This window comes from Sorangium sp. So ce887, from assembly GCF_051521455.1.
Lineage (GTDB): Bacteria > Myxococcota_A > Polyangia > Polyangiales > Polyangiaceae > Sorangium.
Genome location: NZ_CP150354.1, coordinates 5,463,284 through 5,485,748, shown reverse-complemented (window position 1 = coordinate 5,485,748; position 22,465 = coordinate 5,463,284). Strand labels below are relative to the sequence as shown.

The window sequence follows — 22,465 nt, the reverse complement described above, 5'->3', positions numbered from 1 at the left end:
GCTCCCGCGCGGCGGCGCGTTCTCGTCGAGATGGAAGAATCGGTGATAATTTGTCTCAGAAGTCGGCAATGACTGATGTGAACGATACTATGTCGGAAGGTGTCCATTGTATGCCCACGGCTACCTCAGGTAGTTTGTTCCTCATGCGCATCTTCTCCTGCACGTTCGTGGCGCTGTTCCTATTGACGGGCTGCGGCCCAGATCCGATCGTCTACGGTCCCTGTCAACCTCAGGAGTACGGCAATCCAGGGTGCCCGTGGCCCGAGGAAGGTGGCGGCGGGGCCGGCGGCGAGGGCGGTGCAGGCGGCGAGGGCGGTGCAGGCGGCGGCGACGAGAGCGCCTGCGCCGGCAACTGCGTCTCGCCGGCGCCGCTCGGCTGGTTCGGGCCGGCGCTCCTCTGGTACGGCCCGCCGGACCAGGCGCCGGACTGCCCCGCCGCCGCGCCGAACGTCGGCTACCAAGGGTTCGCCGACCTGGCGCCGGCGCCGCTCGCCTGCGCGGCCTGCCTGTGCGACCCGCCGGCGTCGACCTCGTGCGAGCTCCCGCTGGGCTGGTCGGCGCACGCGACCACGTGTGCTGGCGACATCCCCGGCAGCGTCGAGACCGCCTTTTCGGCGTCCGACGGCTGGGACGGCGCCTGCACCGCCGCGAACGCGATCCCCGCGGGTCAGGACTGCGGCGGGCAGCCGTGCGTGCAGTCGCTCTCGGTCGAGGCGCCGACCGTGCGGGTGACCGCCGCCTGCACGCCCCGGGTGGACGAGCCGCCGCCGCCGGCTCGCCTCGACCCGTGGCAGACCCGGGCGCTCGCCTGCCTGCCGGGCGCTTACACGGAGTGCCCGGACGATCGGAGCACCTGCATGCCCTCGTCGGGCCAGCCCGGGGTGCCGCCGCCCGGCGGCTTCCTGACGTGCATCTTCCACGAGGGCGACGTCACCTGCAGGGAGCCTTATCTCGACAGGCATGTCTTCTTCGGCGGCGCCGACGACGCCCGCGGCTGCTCCGAGTGCGCCTGCGGGGCGCCCGAGGGCGCTTCGTGCACGATCATGGCCTCGGTCTTCAGCGACGGCGCGTGCACGGAGACGCTCGTGTCAGCCGTCGTGAGCTCGACGACGCCGTTCTGCGGGGTCACGCCGCCAGGCGTCGCCCTCGGCAGCAAGTCGGCGGAGGTCGTTGCCGTGGATCCCGGCTCCTGCACGCCGAGCGGCGGCGAGCCGATCGGCGAGATGCTGCCGGCCGAGCCGTCGACGTTCTGCTGCCTGGCATAGGCTCGACCTGGCCGGCGCGGGGCGGCCCATTTCGTGGTTGGCGCCGGGCCGCCTCTCCGCGCCTGCGGTCGACCTGCTCCGCCGCGCGGAGACGCGCTCAACCCTGCTCACGGACTCGTGGCAAGCAAGGCCTCAACCCGACTCGCGATTTCTTCGAATCGTTCGTTGCGGAGGGCAGCGACCAGCGTGACGCCGAGAGGCCTCGGGTCGACCATCGGTCCAGCGAGCTCGTGCAACCAAAGCGCCATGATTTCACACGGGTCACGCCCAATCGAAGCACTGGAGACGAGCGCGGAGATAGAATCCGCCGGCTCATCATGCCCACACGCGCGGAGCTCATCGACAAGCTCGCGCGCGAGCTGCGCGGGATCGACCAGCGGTCCAGCCATCTCGCGCGCCCAGAACATCATGATCGATGCCGCGAGGGGCTCGCGACCTTCGTCGCGAATCCTCGCCACTGCCGCGTAAGCCAGCACATCGGCCGGATGCGCATGGACAAGGGCGTCAATCATGGACAAGAGCGCGGCAATCTCGGGAGGCGGCTCTCGGCACGCGGCAAGGCTTCGGGGATCTTTGCCTTGGGGCTCTCTCTTGGGCGGCTCCTCCTTCCACGCTGGATGCTCAATCGCGTAGCATGTGGTGCTAATAGTCTGCGCAAGGTCTTTTGCTCCATCCGCACGGAGGCGCTGGATAAGTGGGACTCGAAAGTGGACCCACATGCGGTCCGCGATCTCATCCGCGCGCGCCGCGAGCCCGCGGGCGCGGTACGCTTCAACCAGTTTGCGATTCGTCGCGATGAACGCGTGGGTTTCGTTCAGCCAGAGCACGGGATCGATTTCCGGTGACTCGCCGCTGAGCAACGAAACGAGCGCATCGGCGAGATCACCACGGTCCTCAATTCGCAGGCGACCAATAAGCGCTTGCGCGAAGAACACCGCGCGTGTCCACGGCCCTGCGGACTCTCGCTCCACACTCCTCAAGATGAACGCCTGGAGGCTATCGCGACCGTCAAGCGCGAGTCTCTTCGATAGGGCGCCGATCAAGATGCGATCATCATATTTTCTCGCAAGCTCGTATCCCAGCACCGCAACAGGCGCGCGCTCGGACGACTCGATGACTCTACGCATCAGGCACCCTGTCCAGGCTGAGATTCAAAAAGACCGTATGCACGATGCGTCCTACGGCCGGGCACCACCGGCTTCGATACTCCGCTCCGGCAGGGACATCAACGTGTCACTCAGGTGGCCAAGGTCAGGGCATTGCTCAGGGCATAGGGTGCTCAAGCATGCGCTGATGCTCGTCGTGACCCCCCTCATATTGCCGCATTGGGCTGGCAGGCTGCAGGCCGCGACGGTGTTCCCGCTTGCCAGGCAGTCGACCCAGCAAACGCAACTTGGATCGCCAGAGCATGCCTCATATTCGTCGCAGCATGATGTCTTTGCACATTTCGCGCATTCGCCGTCGCCTGGATCGGCATCGCAGAGCGGCAGCGCTGAAAAATTTGGCACCGACATTTGAGGATGCGAGTTGTGCGTGTCCACGCACATTATTAAGCGATAGCGCTCCATGCCCGGCGTAACTCGAACCAGAGGCTCTGTCTTGCCGGCGGCCATCTGTGGGTCGGTAGCGCAAGCCCACTCGGTCTGCCTTTGATTCAGCGAGCAGTCGCACATCGATCTTTCCACTTCGTAGGTGCAAAGCCAGATCGTTTCTCCCCAGTTGTAGCAGGAGTGGACTTCCGGAGCAGTGCAGCTGGCGACTCCGGTTACAACAAGAATCGACATCGCAACATTTCGGATCGATACAGGTTGTGTCATGGCGCGCCTGGGCTTGGATGATTGTAGCGGATGCTGAGAATCCGCGGGACATTGATCGAGCCTACCCAGGACGTGGTGGCCGCACCGTGGCCGAACCCTGCCTTCAACCGGCGACCATGGGTATCGAACCGCGATCTCCCCTTTGTTGTATCAGGATTCGACCACGGGGCTTGATGTTCCCAGGAGTCAATGCCACCGGCAGCAGCCCGAGAGGAAGCAGTAGCAGCCGAGGGCGATCGGCGATGGCGCGCTTCACGGCGCACGTCCGCTCGGACAATCAAGCCGAATGGCACACACGAGCGCTGGATAGCCATGCGGCTCACCGTGGTCAAGATGAATTGCATGAGAAGACTGGAGCGAACAGGGTAAGGACACCCCGGACGTAAGGAGGCACGAAGACCCGCGATGGCACCTCCCGCGGGCCAGGACTGCGGCGGGCAGCCGTGCGTGCAGTCGCTCTCCGTCGAGGCGCCGACCGTGCTGGTGACCGCCACCTGCACGCCCCGGGTGGACGAGCCGCCGCCGCCGGCTCGCCTCGATCCGTGGCAGACCCGGGCGCTCGCCTGCCTGCCCGGCGCTTACACGGAGTGCGCGGACGACCGGAGCACCTGCATGCCGTCGCCCGGGCAGCCCGGGGTCCCGCCGCCCGGCGGCTTCCTGACGTGCATCTTCCACGAGGGCGACGTCACGTGCGAGAGCCCTTATCTGGACAGGCACGTCTTCTTCGGCGGCGCCGACGACGCCCGCGGCTGCTCCGAGTGCGGCTGCGGGGCGCCGGAGGGCGCGTCGTGCACGATCATGGCCTCGGTCTTCAGCGACGGCGCGTGCACGGAGACGCTCGTGTCAGCCGTCGTGAGCTCGACGACGCCGTTCTGCGGGGTCACGCCGCCCGGCGTCGCCCTCGGCAGCAAGTCGGCGGAGGTCGTCGCCGTCGATCCCGGCTCCTGCACGCCGAGCGGCGGTGAGCCGGTCGGGGAGATCCTGCCGGCCGAGCCGTCGACGTTCTGCTGTCTCGCGTAGCACGCGGCGGAGCTGCGCCGGTGGCCGCGGTAGTGCTAATGGCCCAGATCTTGGCACTTTATCAGCCGATAGCTTTCGACGTCCGGCCTCTCTCGAATCAGCGGTTCTATCTCGTCAGCGGCTGACTTCGCATCGGTCGTACAACTCAACTCCCATACCTCCTCCAAGCAATCGCACGTCGAAACTTGCACTTCGTAGGTGCAGGCCCAGTACGTGTTCTCGTAGGGGCAGAGGTACGTCTCAGTGCAGCCGGCGATTCCTGTTGCAAGGAGAGTCGACATCGCAAATTTTCGGATCGATGCAGGTTGTATCATGGCGCGCCTGAGCTTGGACGATTGTAGCGGACGCTGAGAATACGCGGGACATCGATCGATGCCAACCACACACCACACGAAGGGGACACCCCGGACGTAAGGAGGCGCGAAGGCCCGCGATGGCACCTCCCGCGGGCCAGGGCTACAGCGGTCAGCCATGCGTGCAGTCGCTCTCGAGCCATGCGGCGGCCGCGCTGGCGACCGGCGCGCGCACGCCGAGGGGGGACGAGCCGGTCACACCAGCCCGGCTTGCTCGGGAGTGCAGCCCGGCGCGGTGGACGGTCGGCGAGCGGCCGCATGCGGTTTGCCGAGACCCACCGACGGCTGCTCGCCTGCTCGACCCGAGCTCGCCCCCCTGCGCACCGTCGCGGCACGCAGTTTGCGACGCATGCGGCGTGGGGGCGCGGCCGTCTCATCGCGGGATCGCTCGGCCCTGGAGCAAGGCGATGGACGGCGCAGCCAGGGACATCTTCGTCATCAGCGACCTGCACATCGGTGACGGCGGCGCGCGCGACAACTTCGACTCGGGCAAGAAGACGCCGCAGCTGCGCGCATTCCTCGACCACGTGGGCAGCGAGGGAGGCGAGCTCTTCGTCCTCGGCGACTTCTTCGAGCTCTGGCAGATGAACCTCAGCCTCCTGCTCGTGAAGCGGCGGGCGCTCCTCGACCAGCTCGCCACGCTGAGGCTCGTCTACGTGCCCGGCAACCACGACATCGACCTCGCGCACTTCATCGACACGGACTTCCTCCATCACCCCTTCTTCGCCTGCATGCGCGCGCCCTTCGTCCGGGAGCTCGGGGGCAAACGGTTCCGCTTCTGCCACGGGCACGAGACCGATCCGTTCAACGCCGGGGACGACCCGGGCTTCGGCCGCATGCTCTCCATCTTCGCCGGCGTCTTCGAGGACCAGAACGGCTCTCCCCTCCTCACGAGCGGCGAGAGCGTCGAGGATGTCCTCGAGCAATTCGGCGACTCGATGTTGACGATCTGGAAGCGCTCCCTGGCGACGGTTCACCGTAGCCAGGGCGTAACGAAGGAGGTGCGCCCCACCTCGGAGCTGACGCCGGCGCAGAACCCGGACCGGCTCGGCGAGCACGTGGTCGGGGTCCGAGCAGAACTCGACAAGGGCGAATACGACGTGACGGTGCTCGGGCACACCCACAAGCCAGGTCGCATCGGCGACTGGTACTTCAACAGCGGCTCGTGGACCGGGCCCCGCAACTCGTTCCTTCGCATCTCTCCGGACGGACACGTGCGTTATCTCGAGTGGAAGGACGGTCGCGCCATCGAGCGCGAGATGCCCGTCGTGCTCCCGGAGGCGGGGCCCGGCCGCGCGCCCGCGGCACCGAAGAACCCGGTGACCGCGGCTTTCTCCGCGGCGAGGACGCTCTTCCCGAAGCCGACCCGGCCGGAGCGCTCCCGGTGGGTCCTCATCGCTCAAGGCGTCCTCGCGCTCTCCGTGGGCGCCGGCGTCCTGACGATCTCCGTCGGTCAGGGCTCGTCCGCGGGGTGGCGCCTGCTCGTCTCGGCCTTCGCGGCGTACGCCCTCCTCGATGGCGCCCTGTCGCTCCTCGGCGCGTCGCGTGAGCCGACCGTCCGGCGTCTCCTCTCCCTCGTGCGCGGCGTGGCGAGCCTCCTGCTCGGCCTCGTGGTGCTCCGTCGCGGCTATATGGTCGAGGTCTTCGTGATCCTCGTCGGCATCTGGGCGTTCATCTCCGGCGCGCTGCGCGTCGCGGCGTCGGTCGTGCTCAAGGGAATGGTGGAGTCGAGGTGGCTCTTCGCCGTGGGCGCCGGCTCGATGCTCGCCAGCCTCGTCCTGCTCTCGCTGCCCGCGTCGGCGGTGCTGCTCAAGTTCGCCCTGGCCGGCTACCTTTGTTACTACGGCGGGGGGGAGCTCCTGGCCGGCATCTTCGGGCAACGGGTGCCAAGGACGGCGAGCTTCCGTCCCGCCGCATGAGGCCGCTCGCGGCCCTGGGACACGACCGCTGACCGGCGTAGAAACACGCCCTCGCCGCGCGCCATTGATCTACGCTCCGCCCGCCCCGGCAGTCCGGCGGCCGAGCGGGCGGGGAGCTGCTCCCGCGGCGCGACCAGGGCGCCGGCCGCTCTCGCGGCGCGCCCACGCGCTCTCGCTGGCCTGCCGGCTTCCCGCGCGCCTCGCAGGTCGAGGGCCACCTCGGAGATCCAGCCATGAAGATCCCCCTCCCGATGCCCCCATCCCGCGCCTCGCTCGCCGCCCTCGCCGCCCTCGCCGCGGGCGCCGCCTGCGTGCAGCCGCACGCCCCTCCGCCGGCAGAGCCGCCCCAGGCAGCCCCGGCGCCCACCGCCGCCCAGGCCGCGCTCCCGGCGCCGCGCTTCGACAAGATCCCCCGGCTCGACTTCAACCGCATCGCCGTCGAGCTCGATCTGCCGCTCTTCTGGATCGCCGACCGGAACAGCTCGGGCGCGGTCGAGCCGGACGAGGTCTCCGGGCTCTGGCACCACACAACGGCCCCTGCCTGGGTCGCCTCCGGGGCGTTCACCCCGGAGTTCACCTCGGCCTACGAGGCCATGACAAGGATCAAGGCCGAAGGCCACCCGCGCGCCGGGCTCGACGACGCCGAGAAGCGCCGCCGCGACGCCGTCCTCGCGGAGCTCGCGGCCGGCCGCCCTTCGCTCCTCCGGTCCGACTTCCGCGGCGCGTCCGCCGAGGACCGGGCCATCGTCGGCCACCTGCTCAAGGTGGCCGAGCTCATCGAGCAGATCCACGCGAAGCAGCTCGGCTCCGCCGGCATGGCCGACAAGATCCCGCCCGACGATCCGGCGAGCCGGGCGCTCTTCTGGCGCAACCAGGGGCCCTGGTGCGAGCAACCCAGGAGCCGCAACGAGCCGAGCTGCAGCGCGCTGCCCGGCAAGCCGCCCCCCGTGACAGGCGTCTACCCCGCGCGCCTCCAGCAGGACAAGAAGCTCTGCGCCACGCTCGAGGCGCGGCGGGACCAGCAGGCGCTCCTTTCCCCCTTCACCGTGGTCGTCGAGCAGGGCGGCGCGCTCAAGGCCGTGCCGTACAGCGAGGCCTACAAGCCCGAGATGGAGGCGGTGAGCCGGGAGCTCAAGGCCGCGGCGGAGGCGATCCAGAGCCCCGGCGAGGCCGCCTTCAAGGCGTACCTGCTCGCGGCGTCGCAGGCGTTCCTCGACAACGGCTGGGAGCTCGCGGACGAGCCCTGGGCGAAGATGAACGCCGAGAACTCGGCGTGGTACCTGCGCGTGGGGCCGGACGAGACGTACTGGGAGCCGTGCAACCGCAAGGCGGGCTTCCACGTGAGCTTCGCGCGCATCAACCAGGAGTCGCTGACCTGGCAGAGGAAGCTCGACCCGGTGAAGGCCGACATGGAGGCGGCCTTCGCGCAGCTCGCAGGCGCGCCGTACAAGGCGCGCAAGGTCGCGTTCCACCTGCCCGACTTCATCGACGTCCTGGTGAACGCCGGCGATTCGCGCGCCGCGACCGGCGGGACCGCGGGGCAGAGCCTGCCGAACTGGGGGCGGGTCGCCACCGAGGGCCGCGGCCGCACCGTGGCGATGGTGAACCTCCTGCACGACGACGACAGCCGCGCCGCGCTGCGGGAGGCGACCGCGTCGCTGTTCTGCAAGACCACGATGGAGAGCGTCTCGCTCGAGCGCCCCGTCGCGACGCTCGGCACGGTGCTGCACGAGGCGGCCCACAACCTGGGCCCGGCGCAGGGCTACAAGGTGCAGGGCAAGACCGACAGCGAGATCTACGGCGGGCCGCTCGCGTCGATGCTCGAGGAGCTCAAGGCCCAGACAGGCGCGCTCTTCTTCACCGGCTGGCTCGTGCAGCAGGGCGTCCTCGACCCGGCGCTCGCCCGGATGTCCGAGGCGAGGGATGTGATCTGGGCGCTCGGGCAGGTGGGGCAGGGCATGCACACGGCGGGCGGCGAGCCGCGGCCCTACGGCCAGCTCGCCGCGATCCAGCTCGGCAGCCTGCTCGACGCGGGCGCGCTCGGCTTCCACCGCGGCGAGGTGGCGGCGAACGGCACGGACAAGGGGTGCTTCGCGATCCAGGCCGACAAGCTGCCCGCCGCGGCCGAGGCGCTCGCGAGGACGGTGCTCGGCATCAAGGCGCGCGGCGACAAGGCCGGCGCGCTGCGCCTCCGCGACACCTACGTCGAGCAGGAAGGGGCCTGGAAGGGGCTCCGCGGGGTGATCGAGGAGCGCATGCAGCGCATGCCGCTCGGCAGCGTCGTCTACGCGATCGAGAGGTAGCAGGTCGCCCCGTCCGCCGTGCTGACGTCCATGCCGGGCGGAGCGCTGTCGGCATCGCCCTGCCCTTGACGATCGAGCGAAAGTCTACGGATACTCGCGCGACATGAGGAGCCCGTGACGCCCTGCTACCGCCGCGACCAGGCCGACGGCATCACGCCGCCGAACCTCGCCGACGAGTCGACCTACGCGGAGCACATCGTCCATGCTCGCGGCAAGCGCACGCGGTTCACCTCCCTGAGCATCGACCCGGCCACCATCGTCGACTTCGGGCCTCAGCTCTGGCTGTTGATTCAACCCAAGATCTACGACGAAGGTCACGGCGTCGTCTCCCACGACGCCCTGGTCGGCACCCTGCGCGAGGAGCTCAGGTCCGCGCCCGATCCAGCTGCCCGCGAGCTCGCGGCCCGGGCGCTCCCGCGCGCGGTCAAGCGCCAGGAGGCGCTCGTCCACTGGAGCTTCGATGTCTCCCGGATCGCTCGCAAAGAGCTCTCGGAGTGGGCGCGTCCTCACGTGCGGCACTACTTTGTGAAGGCATGAGCACCGATCTGTTCTCGTGCCGCAACTGCATCCACAACCCGGCCCAGGGGCTCACGCTGGGGCCGGGCGCTGGCTTCTGCCTGACGTGGGGCTCGATCCTCGATCAGCCGGAACAGACGACGTGCAAATACCTGCATCGCAAGGACTTGCCGATGTTCCTCGCTCGCGATGGCATCCGGGAACACGAGGACGAGTTCTCTCAGGTAGCGTACATGGCTGACCTCGAGACCCATGCGCCCCTCGTCCCGCGCGCATACGACAGCGACGACGTGCCCGACGCGGAGCGGCTGGACAACGTGACCCGGGCCGTCGCCGCTTACCACGCGCTGGACAGCGCGCCGGACACCACCGTGCAGCGCCGCTCCTTGACGCTCGCGACGTTCGCGGGGGCCGCGGACGGCCGCAGGGCCATGATGTACGCGAGCCTGGTGCGCCGCGTGCTCGCCAGCGGAGCCCCGGCGCGCATGTGGACGCGACGCGTGCTGGACCTGCTGGACGAGATCGATACGGACGTCCTGTTTCGAGCGGCGGACCTCCTCGAGGCCGGCGGAGCGGCCGCCGCCAGGTGGGAGGTGGCGCATGCGCGCCTCTCGTGCATCCAGGAGTTCGGCTGGCACGCGGCGCGGGAGGAGCTGATGTATCCGATGATGGAGCTCGGAGCCCACGTCGCCGAGGAAGACTGGAACGGATTCCTCCTCGCGCTCGGGCGACTCAAGGGGAGCTTCCGGGACGTCGTCATCGCCCTGGACGCCGAGCAGCGACTCCTGGGATGGCCCCGCCCGTAGCCCGGTGGCGAAGGCCGTCGACAGCAACCCACGGCTCGCCCGGAGGGCCCCATGACCTCGGCGCAACCGCACCAGACGACCCCGCCCGCGGGCAGATCGACGGGCGCGCGCGGGCGGCTCCGCGCCCTGGGCCTGCTCGCGCTCGTCGGCCTCCCCGCGCTCGGCCTCGGCGAGCTCGCGATGCACGTCCACTTCAGCGAGAGGGCTCCGGCGTTCGACGCATGGCGCGAGGTGAAGGCGCCCCTCGCGGCGATGAGGCAGCCCGGGGATCTCGTGGTCGTGGCGCCCGCGTGGGCGGATCCGGCGGCGCGCCGCGCGCTCGGGGACGAGCTGATGCCGCTGCGCGACGCGGCCCGGCCCGACGAGAGCCGCTACGCGGCCGCCGTCGAGATCAGCGTCCTCGGGCAGCGCGCCGAGGAGCTCGCGGGCTTCCGCGAGGAGGCGCGGCAGGAGCACGGCCGCTTCGTGCTCCGGCGCCTCGTGAACCCGTCGCCCGCGCGCGTCGTCTACGACTTCGTCGATCACGTCGCGCCGGCGTCGGCCGACGTGCGCGTGACGGATCCGCCGGCCGCGTGCCGCTGGAACCCGCGCGCGCGGATCGCCGCCGGGGGCCTCGGCGGCCACCCGACGTTCCCCGCCGAGCGCTTCGAGTGCCCCGGCGGGCCGTTCTTCAACGTGGGGGTCACGGTGATCGCGGACGAGGAGTTCCGCCCTCGCCGGTGCATCTGGTCGCACCCGCCGAGGGACGGCGAGATCGTCACGCGCTTCCGCGGCGTCCCGCTCGGCTCGGTGATCCGGGGGCACGCGGGCATGTACTGGATCATCGAGCGCGAGCGGCGCGGCGCGCCGGTCACGCTGTCGGTGCGCGTGAACGGCGAGACCGTGGGCGAAGCGACGCACGCCGACGGCGACGGGTGGGCGGCGTTCGAGTTCCCGCTCGCCGCCCACGCGGGCGCGGCCAGCGCCGAGGTGGAGCTCGCCGTGCGGTCCGCGGACTACACGCACCGCCACTACTGCTTCGAGGCAGACACCCGATGAAGCGAACGGCGCCCCTCGCGCCCGCCGACGGCCTGATCGCGCTCGCGTTCGCGGCGGCGTACGTCGCCCTCCTGCTCGCGACCGCGGGCGATCTCGGCTACGCGCGCGACGAGGGGTTCTACTTCCACGCCGCGAGCCGCTACGGCGCGTGGTTCCAGGCGCTGCTCGAGGCGCCGCGCGCCGCGCTCGATCCGGCGATCGTCGACGCCGCCTGGTCGGTGAACCACGAGCACCCCGGCCTCATCAAGTCGCTCTTCGCGCTGTCGAACCTGCTCCTGCAGAAGCGGCTCGGGCTCTTCGGCATGGAGGGCACGAGCTATCGCTTCCCCGCGATGGTCCTCTCGGGCGCAGGGGTCGCGCTCGTGTACCTCTGGGGCACGCAGGCGCGCGATCGGCTCGCCGGCGCGTCCGCGGCCGTGCTCTTCGCGATGCTGCCGCGGTACTTCTACCACGCGCACCTCGCGTGCTTCGACGCGCCGATCGTGACCGTCTGGGCCCTGTGCGCCTACGCGTACTGGCGCTCGCTGCGGGAAGGCGGCGTGCTGTGGCCCGTGCTCACCGGCATCACCTTCGGCCTCGCGCTCGACACGAAGCACAACTCGTGGTTTTTGCCGATCGTCTGCGTCGCGCACGCCGTCGCCCTGGAGCTCAGGGAGCGGATCGTCGCGCACCCGCCGGCGGTGGAGGCAGCGCCGTCATCGGAGGCCGCGTCGTCGTCGGAGGCCGCGTCGTCGTTGGAGGCCGCGCCGGCGGGCGCCCCCGCCGCGGCGCCGGAGCCGCCGCGAGGGGCCCGGCGATCGGTCGCCGCGCTCGCCGCGATGGCGACGATCGGCCCCCTCGTCTTCTACGCGCTCTGGCCGTGGATCTGGCGCGATACGCTCCCGCGCCTGCGCGAGTACGCGTCGTTCCACCTGAACCACGAGTACTACAACATGGAGTTCCTCGGCCGGAACTACTGGACGCCGCCGATGCCGAGGGCCTACGCGCCCGTGATGACGGCGGCGACGGTGCCCGTCGTGACGCTCTGCCTCTTCGTCGCGGGGCTCTGCGCGGCCGCGCGCGAGCGCCTGCTCTACCCGTTCGCGCGCGCGGCGGCGCGGCTCGCCCCGGCCAGCGAGAGGCCCGCGCTCGCCGCGGCGCGCGCGCTCGCCGCGCGGCTCCGGCCGCCGCCGCACGACCCCGGCGGCACGGCGCTCCTCTGGTTCCTCGCCATCGCCGCCGTCTACGGCGCGTGGCTCTCCCCGAGCACGCCGATCTTCGGCGGCACGAAGCACTGGATGACGGCCTACCCGTTCATCGCCCTGTTCGCCGGGGCCGCGTTCTCCGCCGCGGTGAGGCGCGCGCGCGTCGGGCTCCGCGCGCTGCTCCTCGCCCGGCGCGGCGCCGGCGCGCCGTCCGGCGTCGCCGCGCTCGCGCGTGCGGCGCGCGGGCCGCTCGTCCCGGCGCTGCTCGGGGCGGCGGTGGTCGCGGCGCCCATCGCCGAGACGCTGCACGCACATCCGTGGGCGCTCTCGAGCTATACGCCGCTTTTCGGCGGCGCGCCCGGCGGGGCGAGCCTCGGGCTGAACCGCTCCTTCTGGGGCTACACGACGGGCGCGGTCGTGGACTACCTCAACGAGCACGTCCCGCCCCGGGGGACGGTGTACATCCACGACACCGCCGGCCAGGCGTGGGACATGCTGCTGCGCGACGGGCGGCTGCGAAAGGACATCCGCAGCGTGGGGGCGGTCGCGGGCGCGGACTTCGCCCTCTACCACCACGAGAAGCACATGCTCGGGCAGGCGTACCAGGCGTGGGTCGCGTTCGGGACCACGAGCCCGGATCACATCGCCGGGCTCGATGGCGTGCCGGTGATCCTGGTCTACCGGAACAACCGGGCCCGCTGAGCGCGTTCAGCGCTTCTTCGCCGCGGTCTTCTTCGCCGGAGCCTTCGCCGTCTTCTTCGTGGAAGCGGGCGCGGCCTTCTTCGCCGGAGCCTTCGCCGTCTTCTTCGCGGCGCTCGCGGCGGCCTTCCCCGTCGCGGCTCGCTCCGCCGAGGCGGGCGCCTTCTTCGTCGCGGCGGCCGCCTTCTTGGCCGGCTCCTTCTTCGCGCCCCGGACCGCCGCGGCCTTGGGCTTGCTCGACGCGGGCCGCTCCACCTCGGGCTCGGCCGGCTTGCGAGGCTTCTCGCGCGCGGCGAGCCTCTTCGAGGGCGCCTCGTCCTCGTCCGCCTCGCCCTCGATCTCCTCGTCCTCGAGGTCGTCGTCGTCCGCCTCGTCGTCGAGATCCTCGTCCGCCTCGCCCTCGTCCTCGAGGCCCTCGTCCTCGTCCTCGAGGTCCCCGTCCTCGTCCTCGTCGTCGAGATCCTCGTCGTCGAGATCCTCGTCCTCGAGGTCGTCGTCGTCCGTGCCCACCGGCTGCGGCGTCGGCTCGCGGCGCCGCGAGGCGGGGGCACCGCCGCGCAGCGGAGCGACGGCCGGGGGGCTCGTCGCGTCGAGCTCGCCGAGCGGCTCGCCGAGCAGCGCCCCGATCTCGTGCGTGAGCTCCGTCATGTGGCTGTCGACCTCGAGCGCGTCCTGCTCGGACAGCGGGGTCAGCTTGAGCCTGAGGATGCGGTCGCCCGCGAGCTCCCACGACGCGGCGCAGCCGCCCTCGCGCAGCATCCTCGAGGCGATGGCGTCGATCCGCTGGCGCAGGCCGCCGCGCGCTCCGGGGTCGATCCTGCGCTGCAGCTCGAAGCGGCGCTCCATCATCGGGAGCGTCACCACCCTCGCCTCGACGAGATCGGAGAGCTCGTCGGCCACGGCCTCCTCGATCTCGAGCCGGGCGTCGGGGTCGCTGCTCTCGAGCGAGAACGTCGCCTCGCGGAGCTCGGCATCGTAGGCCGTCAGCTTGCCGCCGGCGCTCTCGGCCGCGCGCGCGAGCGACTCGCGCAAGACCTCCACCGGCGCGCGCTTGCCGACGGTCGAGGCGACGTACCCGAGCGTGTCCAGCCGCACCTGCACCGGGCCGTCGTCCTCGAGGCCGAGATCGGGCCGCGGCCCGAGCAGCGCGTCGCGCATCACACGGAAGACGTCGCGCTTGATCACGTTGTCCTCGGTGAAGATGTCCTCGACGTGCTCGGACTCCATCAGCGTGCCCGTGAGGCTCGCGACGAGCTCCTCGACTTGGTCGTCGAGCTCGTCGGTGCCGAACGTGGTCGTGATCTCTCCGTCGACGAGGGCGTAGGGTTCGAGCCGGGGCGCGATGGTCGCGATGTCCGCGGACATCTTGTCCTCGAGCTCGCGCGCGAGCGCGGTCGCGCCGCCCCTGGCCACCAGGATGTGTCCGTGAGCCTTCAGTGCATCGACGATGCTCGTGGAAAGTCGGCGGGAGAGATTGCGCTCGTTCACGAGGCGCGCAGCTTACACGTTTTGCGCGACCTGGCGATACGGAGAGCGCGGATCGGCCGTGCTCAGGGGTCGTTCTCGATCAGCTTGATCAGCACGCCGCCGATCCGCTCCGGGATGGCCGCGCGCGCTGCCGCCGCCCCTCCCGACCGGACGCTGACGCGGACGATGAAGCCGACCCCGTCCTCTCGCTCGACCCCGACGCCAACACACCACGGCTCGCCGGCGATCTTGGCCTTGAGCTCGTCCTTGGCCCGCCGGGCCGATCCCACGTCGCTCATCTCGTTCACCTCTCCATCGGTTGGAGCGCGCCGCGACAGCCGCTCGCGCTCACTCGCTGTATCCGACCGCCAAGACCTGCCACGTCGCGGGCGCGTCGGCGACATCCACGATGCTCGCCGCGAAGTCGCCGCTCGCCGACGGGGCGAGATCGCCGCCCGCCACGGCGATCCGACCCACGCTGACGATCTTGCCGTCGGCGCCGTAAAGCGAGACGATCGCGAGCACGGACCGGGCCGTGAAGGTGGACTCGTTCGTGATCCTGCCCGCCACCTGGTACGGGCTCTGCCCGCGCGTCGGCGTGAACTTCGTGTCCGCGATGCTGAGCTTGGCCAGTTTCCCCCGGAAAGAAGGGGCCGCGGGGGCGATCTCGGCCTTGAACGCGGCGAGCCCGGGGGGACGCTGCGACGCGAACGCGCACGGGACCTTCTCGCCCGGCGGCAAGAGGCGCACCTGGGTCGCGCAGTCGCCGCTCAGGAGGGCGACGTTGCCGGCGTCGTAGAGCGTCACCTTCGCGCTCGGGGAGCCGATGGCGACCGTCCCGGTGTTGTGGATCTCGCCGACGAAATGCTGGAGCTTCCCGGCGCGCGCAGCGAAGGTCCGGAGATCGCGGATCTCGGCGCGGTGCACGCCTCGCTCCGCGCCCGCGTCGACGGGGCGGTCAACGGTCGGGGCCGTGGGCAGCGGCTCAGGCAGCCTGGCGATCTCGCGGGCGGTGACGCCCGTGGAGAAATAGATGACCACCGCGCCGGCGAGGATGCAGAGCAGGAAGATCGCTCCGCAGCCGATGCCGAGGATCAGCCCGAGGTGCGACCGCCTCGGCGGAGGCCTGAGCGGCGCGCCGCCGAAGCCCCCCGGAGAGGGGCCGAACGCCTGCGGAGGCGGACCACCGTAGCCGCCGGGAGGACCGTGGCCACCCGGTGGACCGTAGCCGCCGGGGGGGCCGTAGCCGCCGGGAGGAGGGCCGTGGCCGCCCGGTGGGCCTCCACCCGGCGGATAGCCGCCAGGGGGGTGGTTTGCCGCGCCGAGCGGTGCGCCCTGCTGGTCCATGAGGCCCGCAGTATGCCGGAAAAGAGGGCCTCCAGATCCAACCCGCGGCGCGGGGCTCAGAGGTGCCGGCGCGCGATCTCGGCCCACGTGCCGGTCGGCTCGATCTCCAGGTACCTCCGCCAGCACGGGCGCGCCTTCGTCGGATCGCCGATCTGCTCGTACGCCATCGCGAGGTTGTAATAGGCGTCCGCGAAGCGCGGATCGCTCTCGATCGCGCCGCGGAAGTAGCGGATGGCCTCGGGCGCACGGCCGCGCTCCAGCATCACGTAGCCGAGGTTGTACTGCGCCTCCGGCTGGGCCGCGTCGAGCTCGAGCGCCTTCATGTAGAGCGCCTCGGCCTGCTGCTCGGCGTTGCGCCGGAAGCAGATGTTGCCGAGGTTCGTGTACGCGATGGCCAGCCAGGGGTCGATCTCGAGCGCGCGGCGGTAGAGCGCCTCGGCCTCGTCCATCGTCGCCGGATCCTCGTCGAGCTGGCTGGCCTGCATGTAGAGCTCGTAGGCCGTGCGCGCGCGATCCCTGCCGACCTTCGGGCGGAGCACGCGCACGACGTCGTCGCGCAGCTCCTTCACCTCGAAGTCGAGCACCATCTGCCCCGTGAGCGGCTCGAACGCGCCCGACGCGCCCCGGACCACGACCGCCTTGCCGTCGAAGGCGACGCGGAGCTCGGCGAGGGGGCGCGTCACCTTGGGGAGCGCGGCGCGGATGTTGTCGATCGCCCGCGCGACGTCGCGCAGGCGCACCTTGCGGGCGATGAGATCGCGCGCGGCGCGCAGGGCGATCAGATCCGAGAAGGTGTACGCGCGCCGCCCCTGCCGGCGGCCGCTCGGCGACGCGATGCCGGCGCGATCGAGCGAGCGCAGTCGCCCGGGCGAGATGCCGAGCAGCCGCCCGACCTCCGTGCCGGTGAACATGTCGGTGACCGGCTCGCGCGCGCCCGGCGCAGGCTGCGGCGCCTCCGGCTCGCCGGTCCGCGGGGCGGGCGGGGGCTCCGACACCCGGCCCCCGCCGGGGCCGAACACGACGTGGATCACCTTGTCGGAATCGCCGGAGGCGGAACGGTCCTTCTTGCTCATCGCAGCGTCGCGGGCTCCGCGCCGAGGATCGGCAGAGGCTGAGCGCGCCGCGGGGAGCGTACCCCGCCTCGCGCCGGAGTGCTCCCGTTCTCCACGTGGACACGCGCGTCAAGAGGGCACGCAGCGGAGATCGCGAGCGCTCGCCGCGGCGGCGCGACGGCGAGCGGTTCCAGGGGGGTGTTCTTGCTTCGCATAGCGATCACGCGCGCGCCGTCCTGCCGGTAGTGACCAGCACGCGCGCCATGACGTCCACGGTCAGCGCGAACGCGACCGCCGCCGCGCGCGGCGCGAGCCCGCAGCGGATCTCGGCCTGCAGCGGCCCGAGCGGGCCCCCCGCGCGCGCGGCCGCCTCGCGCTGCGCGACGCGGAGCGCCCGCAGCCGGAGGTGGGGGTCGAGCGCGAGCGCCCGGTCGAGCGGCGCCGCGAGCGGCACGTCCGGCGGGAGCGCGACGAGCAGGCTGGTCGACCCGTAATACACGAGCGCGCCCCCCTCGTTCCGGGTGCTCCCCTCGCTCACCACGTCGGCGCCGTCGAACAGCGCGTGGAGGCGCCCTGCCGAGCAGGTCACGAGCTCGACGCGCCGTCGCTGGAAAAGAGGCGGGCGTTTGACCTTCGCCAGACCGGGACCGGGTAGACGCTCGCTGCGGGGCATTGCGATCGCGATCGTGGCACCGACGCGCTCGGCATTCCCAGAAGCTCGCGGAGATCCGCACAAAGTTGCTGCGGCACGCGGTTGTGTGCGGGACGCAGGGCCGCGCGGCGGCGACGAATTTGGCCACGCGCGTCGCGCCTTGCCAGGATGCGCGTCGCGCCGAAGGGCGCGAAGGAGCGACCATGAGCTACACGGGCAACGACCGCCGCAGGCACCGGGTCTTCATCACCCGCAACACGGAGTATCACGTCCGCGACGAGGTCTGCGTCGCCGTGCGCGATCGGGCCGCGCGGAAGTTCAGGCCGGCCCACCTCGCGCTGCACCTGAAGCTCCAGGGCGCGGTCCGGATCAACCCGAACGGGGTCGTGATCCCGGAGCCGCAGAACGCGCGCGTCGGCGCCCCCATCTACTTCACCCAGATGGACCCCGATGGGCAGGAGCGGCAGGTCGTGACGAGCCGCGTGGAGCGCATCGAGCGGCCCGAGAAGAGCACCGTGGTCCAGTACCCCTCGTGACATCGCGGAGGGCTTCGCCGGACGGGGCGGCGCCTCGGGCGGCGCGGGCGCTTGGTCGTCGTGCCGCCCGCGCCGCTCGCGCCGCTCGCGTTGCCCAGAGCGCGGCGATCAGCCGATCATGCAGAAGCCTTCGTAGTCGATGTAGCTCGTGATGGTCGGCGACTCGCCGCACGCCGGGCAGGTCTTGTCGCGGCGCAGCTTGAGCTCGCCGAACTTCATCCGCAGCGAGTCGTAGGTGAGGAGCCGGCCGATGAGGGGCGTCCCCTGGCCGAGGATCAGCTTCACGACCTCGGTCGCCTGGATGATGCCGACGAGCCCGGGGAGGATCCCGAGCACGCCCGCTTCCTGGCAGCTCGGCGCGAGGTGCGGGGGCGGCGGCTCGGGATAGAGGCACCGGTAGCAGGGGCCGACGCCCGGCAGGAACGTCGTCACCTGGCCCTCGAAGCGGAAGATCGAGCCGTGGACGACCGGCTTCTTCTTGAAGACCGAGGCGTCGTTCACGAGGTAGCGGGTCGGGAAGTTGTCGCACCCGTCGAGGACGATGTCGAACTGGTCGAAGATGCGGTCGATGTTGGAGCTGTCGACGCGCTCCTGGAACTTCACGACCTTCACGTCGGGGTTCAGGTCGCGGATCGCCACCTCGGCGCTGTCGACCTTGGGCATGCCCACCCGCGAGGTCGCGTGGAGGATCTGCCGCTGGAGGTTCGAGTTGTCGACAACGTCGGCGTCGACGAGGCCGAGCGTCCCGACGCCGGCGGCGGCCAGGTACAGGGCGGCCGGGCTGCCGAGGCCGCCGGCGCCGAGGAGGAGGACCTTGGCGGCGAGCAGCTTGGCCTGCCCCGCCTCGCCGACCTCGGGCAGGAGCAGGTGGCGGGAGTACCTGTCGCGCTGCGCCTCCGTGAGGTTGGGCGGCAGCTCGACCGGGTAGTTCAGGTCCTTCCAGCGGACGAAGCCCGGGTTGGCGCTCTCGACGTTTGTGTAGCCGAGCTCCTGGAGCGTCTTCGCGGCGAGCGCCGAGCGCGTGCCGCCGGCGCAATAGGCGACGATGTGCGCCGCCTTGTCCGGCAGCTTCTGCTCCACCTGCATCTCGAGGAAGCCGCGCGGGATCGAGATCGCGCCCGGGATGTAGCCGGCGCGGTACTCCTCCTTCTCGCGCACATCCAGGAGCACGATCGGGGCCTTGTCGTCGAGGCGGCGCTTGAGCTCGCTCAGCGAGAGCTCGCGGATGGACTTGCGGACGTCGGAGATGAGGTCGCTATAGGTCGTAGGCATCGTGGCTCCTGAGATGGGGAGACTTAGGTGCGCGGCGCTACGAGTCAACGACGGACGGACGGAGGCGGATTTTCTAGTGGCTGCGGGGCAGGAGATCGGGCCTTGACCGGAGCGAGGCGAGCGGCTCCTCCTTCTGCACGCCCCCTGCGCACTCGATGCGCGCGACGCGGCCGGTGGGCGGCACGTCGATGATCCTCGCCATCTCGTTCTCGGATTTGCAGAGGGCGAGCACCGTCGTGCCCGGGGCGAGGCGCCCGCTGCGGAGCTGCTTGCGCGACAGCTTGACCTCCACGTCGTCCGCGAGCCGCCGGACGAGGATGTCGGCGCCCTGGACGTCGCTCACGACGCCGAGCTCGAAGGTGGGCTGCTTCTCCCGGAGCGGTCCCCACACGCGCTCGCCCTTCAGCTGATCGTTCGGCGGCAGCCAGTCGACGGTCGGCTCCGGGGCGAGGCGCGGCAGCGGCACCCACCCGATCGCGACCTCGAGCGCCGCCGTGAGCATGGCCGTGCCGGGATCGACCGCGGTCACCAGGGCGAGATCCTTTGTCTGGCCGAGGATCCAGACGGGGGTCGAGGGCGGGAGGCTGTGCTTCGGCTCGCCGTCGATGTCCGAGGCGGGCGCGACCGCGACCGTGCCGTGGGACCAGCGCATCGAGGGCTTCTTCATCGGCTTCATCCGGACCTGCATCGCCTCGACCCACGCTGCCAGGGCCGAGCGCTTGCGCGCGAGCGGCTCGGGCAGCGCGCTGCTCCCCGGCAAGTCGGCCGCGCTGCTCCCTTGCAGATCGGCCGTGTCGGGCGCGAGCGCGTCCCAGCGCAGGAGCGCGAGGGTCGCGTCGAGCCGCTCCAGCGTGGCGGCCGCGTCCCGCGCGCCGACCGCCTTGCCGGCGAGCTCGGTCAGCCGCGGCGCCGCGGCCGCGCGGACGCGCGCGAGCACCGCGCGCCCCTGTTCCTCGGAGGCGTCCCCCCGCTTGACTGCGGCGTCGAGCTTCTCGACCCCGCTCGCCCAGCGCCCGGCCGTGATGTCGGGCTCGACCTGCCCGTAGAGGGCCTCGGCGATCGTGGCGTCGAGCTCCGCCGCGAGCCGATCCGCGGCCTCGTCGCCGAGGACCGTCCTGGTCGGCGGCGCGGCGACGAACGCGCGCGCGTCCGCGAACTTGCCGGCGGTCGTCGCCGCGTCGACCTTCCCGCTCGCGCACGCCACGGCCTGCGAGGCCACGAGCTTCCGGGCCTCCTGCGTGAACGCCTCGCTCTTCAGCTCGTCGATCCGCGCCGACAGCCTGGCGAACGCGCCCTCGCAGTCCTGCCGATCGAGCAGCTCGGCGGCCTCGCTGGCCCGGAGCTTCGCCTCGCGCCGGTCGAGCTTCTCGCGCAGCTCGCCGATCTGGTAGCGGTGCGAGTCGACGCCGAGGCCGCTCGCCTTGTCGAGCAGCGCGCGGGCCTCGGGGTACCGCTTGTCGGACAGCGCGCGGCTCGCCTCGTCGAAGTGCCGCTGGCTCTCGGCGATGCGCGCCATCTCCGCCGTGACGGCGGGCTGGGGCGCGGGTCGCGCGGCGGTCTCGGCGGCGCAGCCGGCCGCGACGGGGAGCGCGGCGAGGAGGACGAGGGCGAGGGGAAACGGACGACGGAGCGACGGTCCGGGGGAGCGCATAGGGAAGGGACTGTTCCACTCCATCCGGACGATCGTCAATGCCGCCCCTCCGGCGGGGTTCCTTGACCCTCGCACGCGCACGCCCTACGTGAAATCCCTGTGAACGACGACGAACCGCGCGGGACGGGTGCTCCCCGGGCAGAGGCCGAGGACAAGGCGGGGCGCGTCTTCAGCGCGCCGAAGATCACGATCAACCGCGTCTACACGCGGCAGGGGGACGGCGGGCTGACCCGGCTCGTCGGCGGGCAGCGCGTCCCGAAGGACGACACGCGGATCGAGACCTACGGCACGGTCGACGAGCTCAACGCGCTGATCGGGGCCTCGCGGCAGACGCTGATCGAGCTCCTCCCGGGCGCGCCCGCCGGGAGCGCCGAGCGGCTCCAGGACCTCGGGCGCACGCTGCTCCGCGTCCAGCACGAGCTCTTCAACCTCGGCTCGATCCTCGCGACGCTCCCGGAGGACGTGCACCCGAAGCAGCCCCGCGTGACGCAGGCGGAGATCGAGCTCCTCGAGGCCGAGATGGACCGCTGCCAGGCCGATCTGGCGCCGCTGCGCTCGTTCGTCCTCCCGGGCGGCTCGCGGCTCAACACGGATCTCCATGTGGCGCGGACGGTGTGCCGCCGGGCCGAGCGTTGCTGCGTGCGCCTCGCGCAGGGGGGCAACGCCGATCCGCAGGCGGTCGGCTACCTGAACCGCCTGAGCGACGCGCTCTTCGTCTGGAGCCGCTGGGCGGCCGCGCTCCTCGGCACGCCGGAGCTCCTCTGGGAGCCCGACGTCTCGGCGAGCGGCGGCAAGGCACATCTCGCCTGATCCGAGCCGCCCCGGTCGGGCAAGGTCCAGAGGACGATCGCCCACGCGAGCGCGACGTAGGCGTAGCCGAGCAGCGCGTCGATCAGCCAGTGGTGGTCGAGGTAGAGCGCCGCGAACAGCATGGTCACGGCGTAGGCGAGCTGGACGACGAGGGACGGCGCGCTCGCCGTGCGGAAGGTCACGAGCAGCCCGTAGAGCGGGTACGTGACGTGGAGCGACGGCAGCGCGCCGTAGACGGTCGCGCCGCGGCTGTACAGGTCGCGGAAGTAGGTGATCCCGAGCATCGCGTCGACGCGCACGAGCGCGGCGGGGGAGCTCTGGGCGGCCGGATCGATCGCGCACCCGTGGGCCCGCACGTACCAGGGCGGCGCGGCCGGCAGCAGGCGGTACGTGACGATGCCGAGGAGGTGCGTGGTGAACGCGAGCCAGGCGAACCGGCGCGCCGCGAGCGCGTCGCTCCGGTAGAGGTGGAGCCAGTGCCCCACCATCACGAGCACGTAGCCGCCGTACGGGACGGCGCAGAGCAGATCGAGCGCGGGGCGCTCCAGCCGGGCGAGCAGATCGCCCGGCGTGAGCCGCCGCCCGCCGATCTCCACGCCGAAGAGCGCGAGCTCGGCCGAGCGCAGCTCGCAGCCGAGGACGTCGTCCGGCGCGACGAGCCCGCCGCCGAGCTGCTTCATGGCGTCGTACACGAGGAACAGGAGGAAGAAGGGCAGGGCGTTCACGAAGAACCGTCGCGAGCGCTCGTTCGCGTAGGC

General features: G+C 71.3%; 19 protein-coding genes and 1 pseudogene. 11 read left to right on the top strand and 9 right to left on the bottom strand.

Annotated features, from left to right (window positions below; translation table 11 throughout):
- Nucleotides 1-143: 143 nt before the first annotated feature.
- Complete coding sequence (locus WMF36_RS20490; protein ID WP_437581304.1) at nucleotides 144-1,265, top strand: hypothetical protein; 1,122 nt, start codon at nucleotides 144-146, stop codon at nucleotides 1,263-1,265.
- 107 nt (nucleotides 1,266-1,372) lie between these two features.
- On the opposite strand, the gene WMF36_RS20485 is transcribed toward WMF36_RS20490, so the two are convergent.
- Complete coding sequence (locus tag WMF36_RS20485; protein ID WP_437581303.1) at nucleotides 1,373-2,392, bottom strand: hypothetical protein; 1,020 nt, start codon at nucleotides 2,390-2,392, stop codon at nucleotides 1,373-1,375.
- A gap of 148 nt (nucleotides 2,393-2,540) precedes the next feature.
- Here WMF36_RS20485 and WMF36_RS20480 point away from each other — a divergent pair, with 148 nt between their 5' ends.
- The 8 genes from WMF36_RS20480 to WMF36_RS20445 all read left to right on the top strand — a co-directional run bounded on the left by WMF36_RS20480 (nucleotide 2,541) and on the right by WMF36_RS20445 (nucleotide 12,923).
- On the top strand, nucleotides 2,541-2,783 hold the full coding sequence (locus tag WMF36_RS20480; RefSeq protein ID WP_437581302.1) for a hypothetical protein: 243 nt from the start codon (nucleotides 2,541-2,543) through the stop codon (nucleotides 2,781-2,783).
- Nucleotides 2,784-3,487: 704 nt separating this feature from the next.
- A complete protein-coding gene (locus tag WMF36_RS20475) occupies nucleotides 3,488-4,102 on the top strand; it encodes a hypothetical protein (RefSeq protein ID WP_437581301.1) in 615 nt (204 codons plus the stop codon).
- Nucleotides 4,103-4,862: 760 nt separating this feature from the next.
- A complete protein-coding gene (locus WMF36_RS20470; protein WP_437581300.1) occupies nucleotides 4,863-6,374 on the top strand; it encodes a metallophosphoesterase in 1,512 nt (503 codons plus the stop codon).
- 233 nt (nucleotides 6,375-6,607) lie between these two features.
- The gene (locus WMF36_RS20465; protein WP_437581299.1) at nucleotides 6,608-8,677 is read left to right on the top strand and encodes a hypothetical protein; all 2,070 of its coding nucleotides are present in this window, start codon (nucleotides 6,608-6,610) and stop codon (nucleotides 8,675-8,677) included.
- Between the two features lie 114 nt (nucleotides 8,678-8,791).
- Entirely contained in the window at nucleotides 8,792-9,214 is a 423-nt protein-coding gene (locus WMF36_RS20460; RefSeq protein ID WP_437581298.1) for a hypothetical protein, read from the top strand.
- Nucleotides 9,211-9,999, top strand: coding sequence for a hypothetical protein (locus WMF36_RS20455; protein ID WP_437581297.1), 789 nt, complete (start codon nucleotides 9,211-9,213; stop codon nucleotides 9,997-9,999). Before WMF36_RS20460 ends, WMF36_RS20455 begins: the two co-directional genes overlap by 4 nt.
- Nucleotides 10,000-10,050: 51 nt before the next feature.
- Complete coding sequence (locus WMF36_RS20450) at nucleotides 10,051-11,037, top strand: hypothetical protein (protein WP_437581296.1); 987 nt, start codon at nucleotides 10,051-10,053, stop codon at nucleotides 11,035-11,037.
- Nucleotides 11,034-12,923, top strand: coding sequence for an ArnT family glycosyltransferase (locus tag WMF36_RS20445; protein ID WP_437581295.1), 1,890 nt, complete (start codon nucleotides 11,034-11,036; stop codon nucleotides 12,921-12,923). Before WMF36_RS20450 ends, WMF36_RS20445 begins: the two co-directional genes overlap by 4 nt.
- A gap of 6 nt (nucleotides 12,924-12,929) precedes the next feature.
- Here WMF36_RS20445 and WMF36_RS20440 read toward each other — a convergent pair whose 3' ends face one another.
- The 5 genes from WMF36_RS20440 to WMF36_RS20420 all read right to left on the bottom strand — a co-directional run bounded on the left by WMF36_RS20440 (nucleotide 12,930) and on the right by WMF36_RS20420 (nucleotide 17,375).
- Nucleotides 12,930-14,408 (bottom strand): hypothetical protein, encoded by a 1,479-nt coding sequence (locus WMF36_RS20440; protein WP_437581294.1) that lies wholly within the window; start codon nucleotides 14,406-14,408, stop codon nucleotides 12,930-12,932.
- A 62-nt stretch (nucleotides 14,409-14,470) separates the two neighbouring features.
- Nucleotides 14,471-14,686, bottom strand: coding sequence for a hypothetical protein (locus WMF36_RS20435; RefSeq protein WP_437493219.1), 216 nt, complete (start codon nucleotides 14,684-14,686; stop codon nucleotides 14,471-14,473).
- A gap of 49 nt (nucleotides 14,687-14,735) precedes the next feature.
- Complete coding sequence (locus WMF36_RS20430; RefSeq protein ID WP_437581293.1) at nucleotides 14,736-15,734, bottom strand: FxLYD domain-containing protein; 999 nt, start codon at nucleotides 15,732-15,734, stop codon at nucleotides 14,736-14,738.
- Between the two features lie 56 nt (nucleotides 15,735-15,790).
- Complete coding sequence (locus tag WMF36_RS20425) at nucleotides 15,791-16,807, bottom strand: tetratricopeptide repeat protein (protein ID WP_437581292.1); 1,017 nt, start codon at nucleotides 16,805-16,807, stop codon at nucleotides 15,791-15,793.
- Between the two features lie 199 nt (nucleotides 16,808-17,006).
- Entirely contained in the window at nucleotides 17,007-17,375 is a 369-nt protein-coding gene (locus WMF36_RS20420) for a hypothetical protein (RefSeq protein ID WP_437581291.1), read from the bottom strand.
- A gap of 266 nt (nucleotides 17,376-17,641) precedes the next feature.
- On the opposite strand from WMF36_RS20420, the gene WMF36_RS20415 reads away from it, so the two are divergent.
- Nucleotides 17,642-17,974 (top strand): hypothetical protein, encoded by a 333-nt coding sequence (locus tag WMF36_RS20415; RefSeq protein ID WP_437581290.1) that lies wholly within the window; start codon nucleotides 17,642-17,644, stop codon nucleotides 17,972-17,974.
- Nucleotides 17,975-18,082: 108 nt separating this feature from the next.
- On the opposite strand, the gene moeB is transcribed toward WMF36_RS20415, so the two are convergent.
- A complete protein-coding gene (gene moeB / locus WMF36_RS20410; protein ID WP_437581289.1) occupies nucleotides 18,083-19,246 on the bottom strand; it encodes a molybdopterin-synthase adenylyltransferase MoeB in 1,164 nt (387 codons plus the stop codon).
- A gap of 73 nt (nucleotides 19,247-19,319) precedes the next feature.
- On the bottom strand, nucleotides 19,320-20,897 hold the full coding sequence (locus WMF36_RS20405; RefSeq protein WP_437581288.1) for a hypothetical protein: 1,578 nt from the start codon (nucleotides 20,895-20,897) through the stop codon (nucleotides 19,320-19,322).
- Nucleotides 20,898-20,996: 99 nt separating this feature from the next.
- On the opposite strand from WMF36_RS20405, the gene WMF36_RS20400 reads away from it, so the two are divergent.
- A complete protein-coding gene (locus WMF36_RS20400) occupies nucleotides 20,997-21,707 on the top strand; it encodes a cob(I)yrinic acid a,c-diamide adenosyltransferase (RefSeq protein ID WP_437581287.1) in 711 nt (236 codons plus the stop codon).
- 47 nt (nucleotides 21,708-21,754) lie between these two features.
- On the opposite strand, the pseudogene WMF36_RS20395 reads toward WMF36_RS20400, so the two are convergent.
- Nucleotides 21,755-22,387, bottom strand: a pseudogene (locus tag WMF36_RS20395) (phosphatase PAP2 family protein); the annotation flags it as partial.
- Nucleotides 22,388-22,465: the final 78 nt, after the last annotated feature.